Here is a 15,802-nt window from a genome sequence, read left to right as displayed (position 1 = left end):
AGAAAGCTTCTTACACAAAGACTATGCCAAAAAACATCCATTTTCGCGATACTCTGTAATTGCTTTACGTGCAAGTGCGTCTGCACGCTCATTATCTGGATGACCAGCATGTCCTTTTACCCAGTGCCATCTGATAGTATGACGAGAACTAACGTCCTCAAGAGTTTGCCATAACTCTCTATTTTTTACAGTTTTTTTTGATACAGTCTGCCAATTATTCTTCTTCCATCCTTCAAGCCATGAAGATATACCGTTGCGCACATACACTGAGTCCGTATAAAGATCGACAGAACAAGATTCTTTAAGTGCCTTCAACGCACAAATCGCTGCCATCAGTTCCATTTGATTGTTGGTTGTTTGCATTTCTCCACCATAAAGCTCACGTTCATGACCATTCCAGCGTAAAATCGCCCCCCACCCTCCAACTCCAGGATTGCCTGAGCAAGCACCATCTGTATAAATTTCCACAACTTTCTGTTTTTTTACCATAAAATTCAAAAACCTAATTCACTTAACGAACCTACATTACTGAAAAAACAAAGCTTGTGCCAATATTCCCATGGATCTTTCTTAATGACAAAACTACCGAGCGGTGTATTAAACCAATCATAAACGCGTGTGAGTAAAAAGCGTAAAGCTGCACCACGTGCCAACAAAACAAGCGCGTTCAATTCTAAGGGCACCAATGGCCTTATCTTTTGATAATTTTCTAATAGCCCATGTGCTTTAATAAGGTTATAGGAATGGTCATCTTCAAAACACCAAGCATTCAAACAAATCGCCAAATCATAAGCAAAAAAGTCATTACAAGCAAAATAGAAGTCTATAATACCGGAAAGACGATGATTCAAAAAAAACACGTTATCATTAAATAAATCGGCATGAATAATACCTGTTGGCAAATTTGACGGCCAATTTTCTTCTAAAAAAGCCAACTCAGTATCAATTTTTTTTCCAAACTCTTCAAGCAACGCATCTTCCCTCGTTTGGCAACTTTTCCATAATCGTTTCCAATCCACGAGAGAAAGAGTATTCCTACGATTAAGCGAAAAATCTTGTCCTGCTAAATGCAATTGCGCTAGACTACTACCCACTTCGCAACAATGATATACATCGGATTGACGAACCCACATTCCTTCTAGAAAGGTAATAATAGCAGCAGGACGTCCTGCTAATTCACCGATTGTTGTCCCATCATTTTGAATTACCGGTTGAGGACAAGGAATTCCACGCTGCTCTAAATGTTGCATAAGACTACAAAAAAAAGGCAAATCATCTTTTGAAATACGTTTTTCATAAAGCGTCAGAATAAACTTCCCTTCCGTTGTATAAAGCATAAAATTAGAATTCTCTATACCCTCGGCTATGCCTTGATAGGACAGAAGCGAACCTATCGAATAACGTGTCAAAAATGCCTTCAAATCATCTTGATGAACATCAGTATAAACTGCCATTATTTTGCTTTCGTTTTCAGCCTTTTATGTATCATCATTTCCATTACTTCACTACTTAGCTCGACCATTAACGAAAGCCATATCTTTAGGAGTTAGAATGACGTCACGTAATTCCCGATTCACTAAAAATGTTTCTGTTTCTACTGCAGTTTCAGTTAATTCTATTTTAACATCATAACGTTTACGAAAAGCTGCAATAATTTCATTAACAATAATTTCAGGAGCAGATGCACCAGCTGAAAGACTTACGACGGAAAGAACTCCAAGACGATCAAAATCAATTTCGTTAACACCTTGCACTAAAATAGCTCGGCGCGCTCCAAACCTCTCAGCAACCTCTACCAAACGTCGTGAATTAGAAGAATTTGGTGCACCGACAATCAAAAATAGATCGCTCCCCAGCGCCGCCGCTTTCACAGCTTTTTGTCGATTTGTGGTAGCATAGCAAATTGATTCAGCAGCTGGTGGTTCCAACATAGGAAAACGTCGTTGCAATATATCAAGAATCTCCGCTGTATCTTCAACAGAAAGTGTTGTTTGCGTGACAAAACCCAACTTTTGGGGATCATCTGGTCGATAACATAAAGCATCTTTTACTGTCTCAATTAATGTAACAGCCCCCTTTTCAAGCTGTCCCATTGTTCCTATCACCTCAGGATGGCCAGAATGACCAATCAATATAACATGACGTCCATGGCGTTGATGCCGTATTGCCTGTTTATGAACCTTAGAAACCAACGGACATGTTGCATCAAGATATAGTAGATTATATTTACGCGCCTCTTCTGGTACGGATTTTGGTACTCCGTGAGCAGAAAACACAACTGGCTGGTTACGATGTTCCTCTGGGATTTCATCAAGCTCTTCAACAAAAACAGCTCCACGCTGCTGTAATCCCTCAACTACATAACGATTATGCACAATTTCATGACGAACATAGACTGGAGCACCATATTTTTTTAACGCAAGAATAACAATCTGAATCGCGCGATCAACCCCAGCACAAAACCCACGTGGACTACAAAGGCGCATTGTTAAAGAAGAAGATGCTAACATAATTTATCCCTTAATATCTATAGCTTTTGTCACATACCTCAACACTCAACAGATTATTGCTATACATCAGGCAGGCCGTACAATAGACAAGCAGCTAAAAATGCTGAAACATTATCTACTCTATGGAACAGTGTTCCTACCTTTTTTAGGTTAGTGACGTACTTTATTAAGACACAATTTCTAATTTTTGCTGCTTGATTGCATCAAATTTAAGAGATGACAAAATTCCAAATGAGAGATTCAATTAAAAGGGTTCCGAATATAGCAGCTAAATAAAATAATGAAAAGAAAAACGTCCTTTTTGCCATTAAAATACTCGCATCATGCGTATCGGCTTTCCATAAACGATAGGCAAAATAAATAAAGATAAAGCTTAAAATTGTCGAAAAAATACCATAGGAAACTCCCGCAAAACCAATAATAAAAGGTCCAGCAGTGCATATTGCCATAAGAAGAGTATAAAATAAAATCTGTTTTTTTGTTGAACGCTCACCTCGTACATTAGGCATCATAGGAATACTTGCAGCCTCATAATCAAGAGATGAAAAGAGAGAAAGAGACCAAAAATGTGGTGGAGTCCACATAAAAATGATTAAAAATAACAAAAAGCTCTCAATATTCACTGTCCCCGTTGCCGCAGCCCATCCAATCATAGGTGGAAAAGCGCCAGCTGCCCCACCAATAACAATATTTTGCGGTGTTATACGCTTTAACCAAATTGTATAGATAACAACATAAAAGAAGATTGTGAATGCAAGAAGAAATGCTGCAAACCAATTAATAAAGCTCCCCATAACCAATACAGAAAGCACAGAAAGAGCCATCCCAAAAACAAACGCCTTTTGGGAACTGATTTTTCCGCTAGGAACAGGGCGATGTTTAGTACGTTCCATCACTGCATCAATGTCAGAATCATACCACATATTAAGTGCTCCGGCACCACCACCACCTGCAGCAATACACAAGATTGCTAAAAAACCATACAATGGATTCATAGAAACAGGTGATACAAATAGCCCAACTAGTGCCGTAAATACAACAAGCGACATAACCCGTGGTTTCAATAACGTGATATAATCATAAATACTAGATTCTGGCGGAAACAATTTACCATTGTCAGCTGATATTTCTTCTAAAATAGACATTCTCCTCAAAGTCTTCTTCCCTCTCTGTCATACACAAACAAATAGCGTCTAGCATATGCGAATGACCAATTAATATGGGTGCTTTTGAGAACATATAGGATAGGGCTCTTATACGTACCCATTAAAAACAGATGGAAACGTTTGCAATAAAAATACATTTTTTCAATACACATTTTTTTACATTCATCAAAAACGTATCATAAAAACAAAATACATCCTAGCAAACATTCTAAAGCAATGTTAAAAGCTCTTTATCTCTATAACGCACTGTTTTTCCAGTTTTTCTTTTCTGTCGTGTCCATGAATTAATAGTTTTGGTAGATACTGTTTTTGTGTTATAATTGCAGTTTAAAAATTCACTTTTTATGTAACTCACTGCACGAATGTGTAGAGTTGATTCTGGTAAGGCTTTCTGTGATACTTTATAAATTGCTAAAAAAAACTTTCGCTGTTGGTGTTATTATTTACACACTTTGTAACATTTCCACCAATTACGCTGTTGCACAAACATCCAATACGCAAAATGTCCCTGCCCCACAAACCTATGGTGCGTGGACAAAAGTTTGTTCTTTGCCACTCGGTACACCTAACATACAATGTGAAGTTGTACAAAACGCACACACACAAAATCGCCATGATATTACCTTCCGCGTTACATTTTATAAACTCCCTAAAAATCAAGGAGCTTTGATGCGTGTTTTCGTTCCGATCCGCGTTGAATTGCGCCTTGGTGTTGGACTAAAAATTGACGATAAAGATATGGGAAAAATGGAATATCGTCGTTGCCTTGGTGATAATTGTGTTGCTGAAGCTGTTCTTAAAGAAGATATACTACAACTGTTTTTAAAAGGTAAAAAAGCAACCTATTTCATCTTCACAACTCCTGAGCAAGCAATCGGAGGACTCATTGAACTCGAAGGGCTTAGGGATGCCTATGCAACTTTACCAACGTAATATGATTAATATATTGACCAATAGTTCGTTTATAGCTTCTCGAAAAAGACAAATGAAAATCTTCTAGACACCAATGAAAATAGGATAGCCACTATGAAATCCCTGATTGACTATTTTGATATTGCTTCCTCTAAAGTGCAATCACTTGTACAGGAATCTCTTCACAATGCTGACGATGGTGAACTTTATCTTGAGTATACAGAAAGTGAAGCTCTCTTATTTGATAATGGACAACTTAAAAATGGCTCATTTCATCAAGATATAGGATTTGGTCTACGCGTTGTTGCTGGAGAGGCGACTGGATATGCTCATTCTAATGAATTATCAGCTGCAGCGCTCAAACGTGCCGGTGAAGCAGCTAAAGCTATTACCTATCATAATCATGTAGGACCTTATAGTGCAGCACCCCAACAAACAAACAAGAGACTCTATAAACCACACAACCCTCTTGATACTCCATCATTTGAAGAAAAAAGTACACTTTTGCAAAAAATTGACGCTTATTTACGTGAAAAAAATGATAAATTGCATCAAGTGACGGTTTCTCTTTCCGGTTCACTCCAGCATGTTGAAATCTTACGTGCTGACGGGTGTCTTATTCGTGATATCCGTCCTCTTGTGCGACTTTCTATATCTGTCGTTGCTGCCGAGGGTGATCGACGTGAAAATGGTTTCTATGGATGTGGTGGGCGGCAAGCATTTAGCAAATTCATTCGTGAAGAAAATTGGAAAAAAGCTGCCGATGAAGCTTTGCGTATGGCTTTAATAAATCTGGAAGCAGAACCAGCACCAGCAGGGACATTTGATGTTGTCTTAGCCAATGGATGGCCAGGCGTTATGCTTCATGAAGCTGTAGGTCATGGATTGGAAGGGGATTTTAACCGCAAAAAAACATCTGCTTTTTCTGGACTTTTAGGTAAACAAATTGCAGCAAAAGGTGTGACTGTCGTTGATGATGGTACAATTCCTGAATGCCGTGGTTCACTTACTGTTGATGACGAAGGCACACCATCAGGATATAACGTTCTTATTGAAGATGGAAAGCTCGTTGGTTTTATGCAAGATAGACTAAATGCTCGACTTATGGGGGTTAATCCAACTGGAAATGGACGGCGTGAATCCTATGCACATGCACCAATGCCAAGGATGACAAATACGATCATGCTAGGAGGAGATAAAACACCTGAAGAAATTCTATCTTCACTAAAAAATGGTATCTATGCTGTTTCATTTGGAGGGGGACAGGTTGATATCACTTCTGGAAAATTCGTATTTGAGTGTACCGAAGCCTATCGAGTCGAAAATGGTAAAATTGTAGCACCAATCAAAGGTGCAACACTTATCGGAAATGGACCAGAAGCCATGAAACGTATTACAATGATTGGAAATGATAGCAAACTTGATAATGGTACCGGTATGTGCGGAAAAGCAGGACAAAATGTCCCTGTTGGTGTCGGACAACCTCATCTTCGAATCAATAATATGACTATTGGTGGAACAGCACTTTCATAAATAAGATTTAGTTCCACTCTAATCCAGAGGACAATTGAAATATAGACGAACAACTCTATAAAAGAAAAAATTTTTTATTCCATTGTCAGAAGATCCGTCTGAAGTGGTTGTTTTTTTTGGAGATTAACTTTGATAGGATGTCATTCTTTGTAAAGGTGTTCGTCATCATTCTACAGTGTTTTCTTGTTTATGTGGGAAAAAGGACAGGGATAGCCGTGCAATTTTTTCCTCAACCCTTCTCTTCATGCATCTGGGTATAACCTTTATCAGCAATGCTTTATGTATTTTTACCCCCTGTGATAAGCTGAAGTTCTTGAATCATAGTATTTCAATTTCCGGAGTAAGCACAAAACATAAAAGATCAATCCTAAGATATCCACCACAGCATGACTTTTTGTGGTAAATCTTCCCGTTTCTCTTCTAAAATCTTCCTTTTCATGCTGGCCACATCTATATGCTTGGCACAAGAATGAGCCACGAAAAAGGTGGGAATTAGCCCTCATAAGGCTTCTACCATCATAACCTACAATCTTTGGTAAGCGCTTCCAAAATTAGGATATGCGATCCTTTTTGACACAAGGATTCGTAAGGTTTATGGATACTAAATCACTGGACTGAGATGAAGGGAAAACCCGAGCCATTTAAAACACCATGAACACCTTCTACAAAACGTGAAAAATAAGATTTTGAAACCTCACGGACATTCCAAAAACTGACTCTCAATGAAAGTCAAATCTTCTGCAGCTTCATATACATGATACCATACTTTCCCCTCGTAACACGCCTGTTCTTTACAAATGAGACGTTAGCACCACTTTATCTTTCATCTCAAAACTTCTTGAGGATACAAAATCTAATCAGATGTCTTTCATTCAATAATTTTTTGTATCCTTTAAATAAGCTAAAGTTTCCAACCTCTATTCGCTTTACGCTTACTCAAAACAGCGACCATTTCAACATGCGGTGACCATAAAAATTGATCAATCGGTATGATCTGTTCTATTGTATAACCACCTGCAACAAGAAGAGATAAATCACGAGCAAACGTAACAGGGTTGCACGAAATTGCCACAACACATGGAATTGTCGCTTTCGCTAATTCACGCACCTGCTCTTGTGCACCAGCGCGTGGAGGATCAAAAACAACGCATTCAAAATACTCAAGTTCCTTCGCAGAAAGTGGACGACGAAAAAGATCCCGTTTTTCACAAGTTACTGTCTTTAAACCGGTCGCAAAACGTGCTGCCCGATCTAAGTTTGTTAACGCTGTCTCGTCATTCTCAACCGCATGAACATTTACCTTTTTCGCCATACGCAATGTGAAGGTCCCAACTCCTGAAAACAAATCAATGGCATTTTTTGCTTTTTTTAAATGAGCAAAAATAATATTGCCCATAATATTTTCTGCTTCAACAGTCGCTTGAAGAAAACCTCCAGGGGGAAGTTCAACACGAACATCTCCAAAATAAACCAATGGTTTTTCTTGTTCAATCAAGATTTCACCTTCAACAGACAGACGCGTAATTCCACATGAAAGGGCAGCACGCACCATTTTTTGACGAACGAGCTCATCGCGTATAACACAACCGCTTAAAGCGATATCTAAACCGTTTTCAACGGATGTTATCGTTATATGAAAACGTTTGGCATGATTGCTTACAAGAGAACAAAGTGACCTGATGTCATCTAGTTTAGACATGATCTCTAAACGCGTCACTGGGCATTCTTTAACTGCTATAACCTCATGAGAGAGGTGACGGTTAAAACCAATAATATGGCCATTCTGGGTTGCAAGTGCTGTTAAAGTGATTCGCCTACGAGAGTGATATCCGCATTCAATTAAAGGAGAAACAAGGACATCAATCCCATGACTTTTGAGCGCATCAACAACTAATTGCCGCTTCCAAGCACAGTAAGCATCAGCACTCCAATGCTGAAGCAGACATCCTCCACAATTCTCAAAATGTTGACAAAGAGCATCAATGCGTTGCGACGATTTTTCTTCTAACGCAATAAGTTTTCCATATTTTCCATGAAGCGCAATTGTGACAATTTCCCTTGGTAAAGTAAAAGGGACATAAATAGAACCGCAGGGCATGTTTGAAACACCATGACCGCTTGTGCCAATATGGTCGATGATAACACCATTAATCATGCTTTTTTTCTCCAAATAGCAAGTATTCTATATTGCCATCACCACCTTTAATAGGTGAGGAAAGCAAACCTTTTGCGGTCCACCCTCTTTGCGTATTCAACCAATCAAAAAGTTTTTCAGCAATTTGCTTTGCTATTGATGGATTTTTTAATATTCCCCCCTTACCCAAGCCTTCTCGTCCAATTTCAAATTGTGGTTTTACCAATAAAACTGCTTGAGTTCCCTTCTTGCCCAAAGACAAAACAGGAGGCAATGCAAGTTTGAGAGAAATAAAACTGACATCCGATACAATGAGATCAATTTCCCGACCACCTAAATGTTTTTGCTGCAAATCTCTAACATTCAGGCCTTCTAATAAAGTTATCGCACTGTTGCCAGATAAACATGCATCCAATTGATTATGACCAACATCAACAGCAATAACATGCGCTGCTCCCCGCTCTAAGAGAACTTGTGTAAAGCCACCTGTCGACGCGCCAATATCAATAGCAGTTACTTTATCTGTTACAATCGGAAATGCATCAAGTGCCGCAATCAGTTTTAATGCTGCACGTGAAACATACTTCTGTGCTGGATCGCAAACTACAATTTTTGCGTCATCAGAAATGATTTGCCCAGCTTTTAAAACTATTTCGCCATCAACCTTAATGGTTTGGCGTATGATAGCATCACGTGCCCGTGAACGTGTCGTAAAAAAGTTTTTTTCAACTAAGAGAACATCAAGCCTTTTTTTGACGGACATCTCATACTCGAACTTTCTGCACTGTCCGCACTTTACGTCCTAAAGCAGTAAAGACAGTGTTGATAATACCTACAGCATCGAGTCCAATACGTGAAAGAACTATCTCTGGTGGACCGTGTTTCAAATAGTCATCAGGAAGTGTTAATGTGCGGACTTTTAAACCATGCTCTAAAAGTCCTTCTTGTGCCAAAAAATGTAATAAGTGCGCTCCAAATCCACCCATTGCACCTTCTTCAATTGTCACCAAGACTTCATGCTCACGCGCCAAACGACGCATCAAATCCTTATCCAAAGGTTTTGCAAACCGCGCATCCGCAACCGTTGTAGACAATCCTTCCGCACCCAACGCATCAGCAGCCATCAGCACCTCTGACATTCGCGTTCCAAAACTCACCAAAGCTATCCTGTTTCCCTCACGCAGAACACGCCCTTTTCCAATCTCTAGTAGTTCACCGCGCTGTGGTAAATCCATACCAATACCTTCACCACGCGGATAACGAAAAGAAAGTGGACCCTGATCATAAGCCGCAGCGGTACGTACCATATGCATCAGCTCAACTTCATCAGAAGGCGCCATGACAACAAAATCAGGAAGAGTGGTCAAAAAAACAATATCAAAACTGCCAGCATGCGTCGCACCATCTGCTCCCACAAAACCTGCTCGATCAATCGCAAAACGCACCGGTAACTTTTGAATCGATACATCGTGAATAATCTGATCATAAGCGCGCTGTAAAAAAGTAGAATAAATGGCGACAAAAGGTTTGTAACCTTCACAAGCAATGCCAGCAGCAAAAGTTACTGCGTGCTGTTCAGCAATACCAACATCAAACATTCTTTCAGGAAATTTTTCAGCAAAAGAATCGAGACCCGTTCCTGTTGGCATTGCTGCCGTTATACCAACAATCTTCTCATCATGACTGGCTTCCTCTATTAAAGCTTGAGAAAACACTTTGGTATAGGAAAGAGCATTGCTTTGTGTCTTAACTTGTTTACCTGTAATAACATCAAAACGATTAACACCGTGATATTTATCAGATGATGCTTCGGCAGGCGCATACCCCTTACCCTTATGGGTTACCACATGCACCAAAACAGGACCATCAGGATATTCACGAACATTTTTCAAAACAGGCAATAAGTGCTTTAAATTGTGACCATCTATTGGTCCAACATAGTAAAAGCCAAGCTCATCAAATAAAGTTCCTCCAACCAAAAAACCACGAGCAAATTCTTCTGAACGACGTGCTTTATCTAAAAAGAACTTTGGCAATTTCTCGCTTAGTATTTTTACCCGTTCACGCAAATTGCGGTATGATGGGCGGGAAACAAGCCGCGCAAGATGAGCGCTCATAGCACCAGTAGGTGGTGCAATAGACATGTCATTATCGTTGAGGATAACAATCAAACGCGCATCCAAAGCACCGGCATTATTCATCGCTTCATAAGCCATACCAGCAGACATAGCGCCATCACCAATGACAGAAATAATATTCCGTCTTGTCTCCGCCTTCAAAGCGCTAGCCACCGCCATACCCAGACCAGCTGAGATAGACGTAGAAGAATGGCCTGCCCCAAATGGATCATACACACTTTCTGAACGTTTGGTAAAACCTGATAATCCCCCCTCTTGACGCAATGTACGAATTCTATCTCTGCGCCCCGTCAAAATCTTATGCGGATAGGTTTGATGACCAACATCCCAAATAATTCTATCCGCAGGTGTATTAAAAACGTAATGCAATGCAACAGTGAGTTCAATAACTCCAAGCCCAGCACCAAGATGACCACCTGTTACCGAAACCGCATCAATTGTTTCAGCCCGCAACTCATCAGCCAATCGTACCAAATCAGATTCTGGCAATGCTCGCAAATCCTCTGGTAGACGAATACAATCAAGCAATGGCGTTAATGGCCTAGACAAAAAGAGCTCCTTATATTTATTTATCAAGAGAATGAAAGGAAAAGCAGACGCAAACCTTCTCCTATTCTGTTCATAATGTACCGTATTTTATAGTGGAATACTTTACCTATTTCAGATTTTCTACAGCCTTTCTTGTTTCTAGCCCATTACATAAAAACAAACTAATAAAATCTGTTGTTCATAAATGATATTATTTTGTCTTTTGTAACTCAACAAACATAGAAAAATTCTGAACTTTATTCAGGATCAAGTGGCTCTACACCTTCTGGAGAACCTCCCTCTGAAAGCTGAATTCTTTCAACCTTAGCTTCAGCTACTTTCAAGAGTTTTTCGCAATGCTTTTTCAGAGCCTCACCACGCTCATAAATATCAATTGATTGTTCTAAAGGAACATCGCCACGTTCTAAATTCTCAACAATTACTTCAAGCTGCTTAAGTGCTTCCTCAAAACTTAACGCCGTAATATCCCCCTTTTTTATCTCTTGTTTCATGCAATCCTCACAAGATATCTGTTCTGGATATACGAATTCCAAAACCTTCTAAACCTACATAATGACGCTCTTTAGAAGCATAAACGATAACAGAACTTATCCCTAAATGTTTCAAAATTTGTGATCCTAAACCAATTTGGCGCCACTCTTCCTCACGTTCAATCGCCTGTACATGGTTTTCTGAACCGTCTTTTGCCATTTCCTGAATGCTAATAGCTGATTTTTGACCAACCCCAACCGATCCTTCACGCAAATAAACAAAAACACCACGTTTTTCTTTTTCCATCATACGCCGCATGATAGCAGTAACATCTGATGATTGACCAAAAACATCATTCATAATGTTTTCACGATGCAAACGCACTGGAATATCCTCACCATCACGAATATCACCAAAAACGATTGCAACATGCTGAACCGCTTCCCAAGGAAGTTGATAACTTTGAACAATAGCAGGTCCCACTGGTGTTTCAATATGCATTTCTCCAACATGCCTAATCAACATTTCCTTACGTTGACGATAAGCGATTAAATCCGCAACCGTTATCATATGTAATCGATTATTTTGTGCAAATTTTGTAACTTCATCTCCGTGTTTAACGCTGCCATCATCATTGACCAACTCACCAATAACACCAACTGGTGGCAAACCAGCTAATTTACATAAATCAACAGCTGCCTCCGTGTGGCCTGAACGCATAAGAACACCACCTTCATGCGCAATCAAAGGAAAAATATGTCCTGGACGGACAAAATCGTGAGCACCCGCATTTGGATTAGCGAGATTACGAACTGCCAATGTGCGGTCATGTGCGGAAATACCCGTCGTTATCCCATGTTTAAAATCCACAGTGACAGTAAATTGGGTCCGATGCGCTGAATTATTATCTGGCACCATCGGAGCAAGATGAAACCGTTGCGCTTCTTCTTTTGGCATAGGTGCACAAACAATGCCTGTTGTGTGGCGAATGATAAACGCCATCTTTTCCTCAGTACAATGGACAGCGGCAACAGTTAAATCACCCTCGTTTTCACGGCCATCATCATCCGTAACCACAACAATTTCACCACGTTCAAAAGCTCGAAGCGCAGAAACAATTTTTTTCTGATCATAAGTCATCACTTACCTTTCAAATCAACCAACCTGACCGCGATGCCTTAAATAATGATCAGCAATAGCACAAGCGACCATCGCTTCACCAACAGGAACAGCGCGAATCCCAACACACGGATCATGGCGTCCCTTCGTTACAATATCTACATTGTTACCATCAACATCAATTGAACGACGGGAAATCAAAATTGATGCTGTCGGCTTCACAGCGAAACGTGCAACTATAGGCTGTCCGCTCGATATTCCACCTAAAATACCACCAGCATGATTGGACAGAAAAAGTGGTTTTCCATCGCTTCCCATCCGCATTTCATCTGCATTTTCTTCCCCCCTCAGGCGAGCTGCTGCAAAACCATCACCAATTTCAACCCCTTTAACCGCATTAATTGACATGAGTAATGATGCAATATCTTGGTCAAGTTTTGCGTAAATAGGAGCTCCTAACCCTGCCGGAACATTTTGAGCAACAATCTCAACAAGAGCACCAACGGATGAGCCATCTTTACGTAGTTTATTGATATAATCACTAAAAATGGGCACCATCTCTGCATCAGGTGTAAAAAAAGGATTGTTATCAACCTCATCCCAATCCCAACGATCACGATTAATATTATGAGGACCAATTGCTATCACGGCCCCCCGTACAATCAGACTAGGAACAATTTTACGCGCAAGAGCACCTGCTGCAACACGTGTCGCCGTCTCACGTGCCGAAGCACGTCCCCCGCCTCGAAAATCACGAATGCCATATTTAATATCATAAGTATAATCCGCATGTCCTGGACGATACTGATGGACAATCGAGCTATAATCTTTCGAACGTTGATCTGTATTTCGAATCAACAGAGAAATTGGTGTACCTGTTGTCACCAACGTCATCCCATCGTCTTGAACAACAACTCCTGAAAGGACCTCTACTTCATCTGGCTCTCGGCGCTGCGTTGTGTATTTTGATTGTCCTGGTTTGCGTTTATCAAGATAAGATTGAATCTCTGACAGGGTGAAAACAATTCCCGGAGGACAACCATCAATAACACAGCCAAGAGCAGCACCATGACTTTCCCCCCATGTTGTTACACGAAACAAATGTCCAAATGTATTATGTGACATGAAAAATGACTCGTTTCTTTGTCAAATATACGCAAACTACAGCGCATGTCGAACTATGTACAAACAGCCTCCAAAATACCACTATGCTACTATACCATCCATTAGCCGTTTTAACTTCAGTCAAATCACTGCTGTTAAATAGAGTCTTATAAACAAAATCTATTCTTTAACGACAGAAATGTCCGGTGCATCAACAGCTTTCATACCTATAACGTTATAACCTGAATCCACATGATGTACTTCACCGGTAACAGAACGAGACAAATTGGAAAGAAAGTAAAGAGCAGAATCACCCACCTCTTCAATTGTTACCGTACGCCGTAAGGGAGCATTATATTCATTCCATTTTAAAATATAACGGAAATCACCAATACCAGAAGCAGCTAACGTTTTGATTGGCCCAGCAGAGATAGCATTAACACGAATATGCTTAGGGCCTAAATCTACGGCTAGATATTTCACGCTCGCTTCAAGGGCCGCTTTTGCAACTCCCATCACGTTATAATTGGGAACAACTTTTTCTGCACCATAATAAGTCAGTGTTAAAATGGAACCACCATCCGACATCAATTTCTCAGCACGCTTTGTTAACGCTGTTAAAGAATAAACAGAAATATTCATGGTCATCATAAAATTCGATTCGCTAATATCAACATAACGACCACTTAATTCGCCCTTATCAGAAAAACCAATAGCATGAACTAAAAAATCTAATTTGCCCCATTTCTTCTCTATTGCTCTAAAGACCGTATCTATGGATACACCATCAGAAACATCACAATGACCGCAAACAAACCCGTTTAATTCCTCAGCCAAAGGCTCAACACGCTTTTTCATCGCCTCACCTTGATAGGTAAAAGCAAGCTCTGCCCCTGCACTACTTGCCGCTTTAGCTATCCCCCAAGCGATAGAACGATTATTAGCTAATCCTAAAATTAAACCGCGCTTGCCGTACAATAAACCATTACCCTTAGCCATCAGCACTGCCCCATTGTTACTTGAATTAATCTTACTTTATCTGCCTATGGCATAGGTCAACTCTTTCTTCAAGTAATTGCTTTAAAAGCAAACAAAAACTGCAGATTTTATACAACTAAAAAATTATCCCTTCTGCATTTGCAAAAACTGTTCTAATGCAGCATCGCCGCCTTCCGGCAACATGACACGAACATGCACATAAAGATCATCTCTTTTGCCGTTTTTTAAACGAAGTCCTTTCTCTTTCAACCGTAAAATACGATCAGAACTTGACCAAGCAGGAATAGTTAAAACTACACGCCCCTCCAAAGTCTCAACTTCTTCTTTTGCTCCTAGAACAGCATGTTTAAGGGGAACTGGTAAATCAAGATGTAGCGCCCTTCCTTCAAGCCGCAAACGAGGATGTTTTTGAATATGAATCGTTACCAACGCATCTCCTGCTTGTCCATAAGCCACCTCTTCTCCTTGGCCTTTCAAACGAATGGTTTGACCATCTTCAACATAGTCTGGCAGCTTAATTTTTAACTTTTTCCCATTAGGAAAAACAGCTTCTACCTTTTCTGCACCAACCATCTGCTCCAATGTTACCGCAAGATTAGCACGAACATGAGCTCCTTGTTGAGGCCGATTATACTGTGCAGAATTTGAAAAGCTCCCTCTTCCCCCAAACAGATCACGAAAAATATCGCTCGCATCAAAACCCTCACCACCAGAAGAACCAAAATCAAACCCCTTAGCCCCTCCTGAAAAAGGATTGTGTCTATTGCTAAAATTTTCACCAGCACCATAAGCTTGATAAAGCGGTTTTCCCTCCATATCAATCTCACCGCGGTCAAATTGTGCTTTTTTGTCTTTATCGCCTATAATTTCATAAGCTTGATTAATTTCAGAAAACTTCTCTTTCGCTTTTGCATCATCCATATTATGGTCTGGATGATACTTTTTTGCTAATCTTCTGAATGCTGATTTAATTTCTTGCGGTTTTGCGGTACGTGCCACTCCCAGAATCGTGTAGGGATCACGCATATTGCCCTCTTTTCAATTTTTTTGTTCTCAAAATATCAACTGATATGTTGTTCAATATCCCTCACAGCTTCATCAGTTTCTTCTAGAGAATAATTTTTCTCTGTTCCTCTGTTTATATGCCTATAAAGAAAGTAAAATACC

General features: G+C 40.0%; 14 protein-coding genes. 2 read left to right on the top strand and 12 right to left on the bottom strand.

The annotated features are described in order from the left end of the window. Nucleotides 1-21: 21 nt before the first annotated feature. From rnhA to cyoE, 4 genes are all read right to left on the bottom strand, one after another. A complete protein-coding gene (gene rnhA / locus ACKC4Y_RS01580; protein WP_409361668.1) occupies nucleotides 22-489 on the bottom strand; it encodes a ribonuclease HI in 468 nt (155 codons plus the stop codon). 5 nt (nucleotides 490-494) lie between these two features. Then, nucleotides 495-1,454 carry a homoserine kinase gene (locus ACKC4Y_RS01575; RefSeq protein WP_409361667.1) on the bottom strand — a complete coding sequence of 320 codons (960 nt, stop codon included), beginning with the start codon at nucleotides 1,452-1,454 and terminating at the stop codon, nucleotides 495-497. 51 nt (nucleotides 1,455-1,505) lie between these two features. Continuing rightward, nucleotides 1,506-2,510 carry a 4-hydroxy-3-methylbut-2-enyl diphosphate reductase gene (gene ispH, locus ACKC4Y_RS01570; RefSeq protein ID WP_409361666.1) on the bottom strand — a complete coding sequence of 335 codons (1,005 nt, stop codon included), beginning with the start codon at nucleotides 2,508-2,510 and terminating at the stop codon, nucleotides 1,506-1,508. Between the two features lie 209 nt (nucleotides 2,511-2,719). Beyond that, nucleotides 2,720-3,655, bottom strand: coding sequence for a heme o synthase (gene cyoE, locus ACKC4Y_RS01565; RefSeq protein WP_409361665.1), 936 nt, complete (start codon nucleotides 3,653-3,655; stop codon nucleotides 2,720-2,722). A gap of 414 nt (nucleotides 3,656-4,069) precedes the next feature. Between cyoE and ACKC4Y_RS01560 the strand changes: the two genes are divergently transcribed. Together ACKC4Y_RS01560 and tldD are read left to right on the top strand one after the other, a co-directional pair. Beyond that, nucleotides 4,070-4,609: an invasion associated locus B family protein gene (locus ACKC4Y_RS01560; RefSeq protein WP_409361664.1), complete on the top strand. Its 540-nt coding sequence runs from the start codon at nucleotides 4,070-4,072 to the stop codon at nucleotides 4,607-4,609. Between the two features lie 93 nt (nucleotides 4,610-4,702). Next, on the top strand, nucleotides 4,703-6,121 hold the full coding sequence (gene tldD / locus ACKC4Y_RS01555; protein WP_409361663.1) for a metalloprotease TldD: 1,419 nt from the start codon (nucleotides 4,703-4,705) through the stop codon (nucleotides 6,119-6,121). 901 nt (nucleotides 6,122-7,022) lie between these two features. Here the strand turns inward: tldD and ACKC4Y_RS01550 are convergent. The 8 genes from ACKC4Y_RS01550 to ACKC4Y_RS01515 form a co-directional block, all read right to left on the bottom strand. After that, nucleotides 7,023-8,276 carry a class I SAM-dependent RNA methyltransferase gene (locus ACKC4Y_RS01550; RefSeq protein WP_409361662.1) on the bottom strand — a complete coding sequence of 418 codons (1,254 nt, stop codon included), beginning with the start codon at nucleotides 8,274-8,276 and terminating at the stop codon, nucleotides 7,023-7,025. Then, nucleotides 8,269-9,018, bottom strand: a complete 750-nt coding sequence (locus tag ACKC4Y_RS01545) for a TlyA family RNA methyltransferase (RefSeq protein WP_409361661.1) — start codon at nucleotides 9,016-9,018, stop codon at nucleotides 8,269-8,271. Before ACKC4Y_RS01545 ends, ACKC4Y_RS01550 begins: the two co-directional genes overlap by 8 nt. Before the next feature lies 1 nt (nucleotide 9,019). After that, nucleotides 9,020-10,942 carry a 1-deoxy-D-xylulose-5-phosphate synthase gene (gene dxs / locus ACKC4Y_RS01540; RefSeq protein WP_409361660.1) on the bottom strand — a complete coding sequence of 641 codons (1,923 nt, stop codon included), beginning with the start codon at nucleotides 10,940-10,942 and terminating at the stop codon, nucleotides 9,020-9,022. 236 nt (nucleotides 10,943-11,178) lie between these two features. After that, nucleotides 11,179-11,433 (bottom strand): exodeoxyribonuclease VII small subunit, encoded by a 255-nt coding sequence (locus ACKC4Y_RS01535; protein WP_409361659.1) that lies wholly within the window; start codon nucleotides 11,431-11,433, stop codon nucleotides 11,179-11,181. Between the two features lie 7 nt (nucleotides 11,434-11,440). Next, nucleotides 11,441-12,553: a 3,4-dihydroxy-2-butanone-4-phosphate synthase gene (gene ribB / locus ACKC4Y_RS01530; protein ID WP_409361658.1), complete on the bottom strand. Its 1,113-nt coding sequence runs from the start codon at nucleotides 12,551-12,553 to the stop codon at nucleotides 11,441-11,443. 15 nt (nucleotides 12,554-12,568) lie between these two features. After that, on the bottom strand, nucleotides 12,569-13,657 hold the full coding sequence (gene aroC, locus ACKC4Y_RS01525; RefSeq protein ID WP_409361657.1) for a chorismate synthase: 1,089 nt from the start codon (nucleotides 13,655-13,657) through the stop codon (nucleotides 12,569-12,571). A 159-nt stretch (nucleotides 13,658-13,816) separates the two neighbouring features. Further along, nucleotides 13,817-14,635: an enoyl-ACP reductase FabI gene (fabI, locus tag ACKC4Y_RS01520; protein ID WP_409361656.1), complete on the bottom strand. Its 819-nt coding sequence runs from the start codon at nucleotides 14,633-14,635 to the stop codon at nucleotides 13,817-13,819. A 123-nt stretch (nucleotides 14,636-14,758) separates the two neighbouring features. Further along, a complete protein-coding gene (locus ACKC4Y_RS01515; protein WP_409361655.1) occupies nucleotides 14,759-15,661 on the bottom strand; it encodes a DnaJ C-terminal domain-containing protein in 903 nt (300 codons plus the stop codon). Nucleotides 15,662-15,802: the final 141 nt, after the last annotated feature.

It is taken from the genome of Bartonella heixiaziensis, from assembly GCF_046245125.2.
Lineage (GTDB): Bacteria > Pseudomonadota > Alphaproteobacteria > Rhizobiales > Rhizobiaceae > Bartonella > Bartonella heixiaziensis.
Note: the sequence above shows the minus strand (reverse complement) of the source record. Positions and strands in the feature narration are given on the sequence as shown.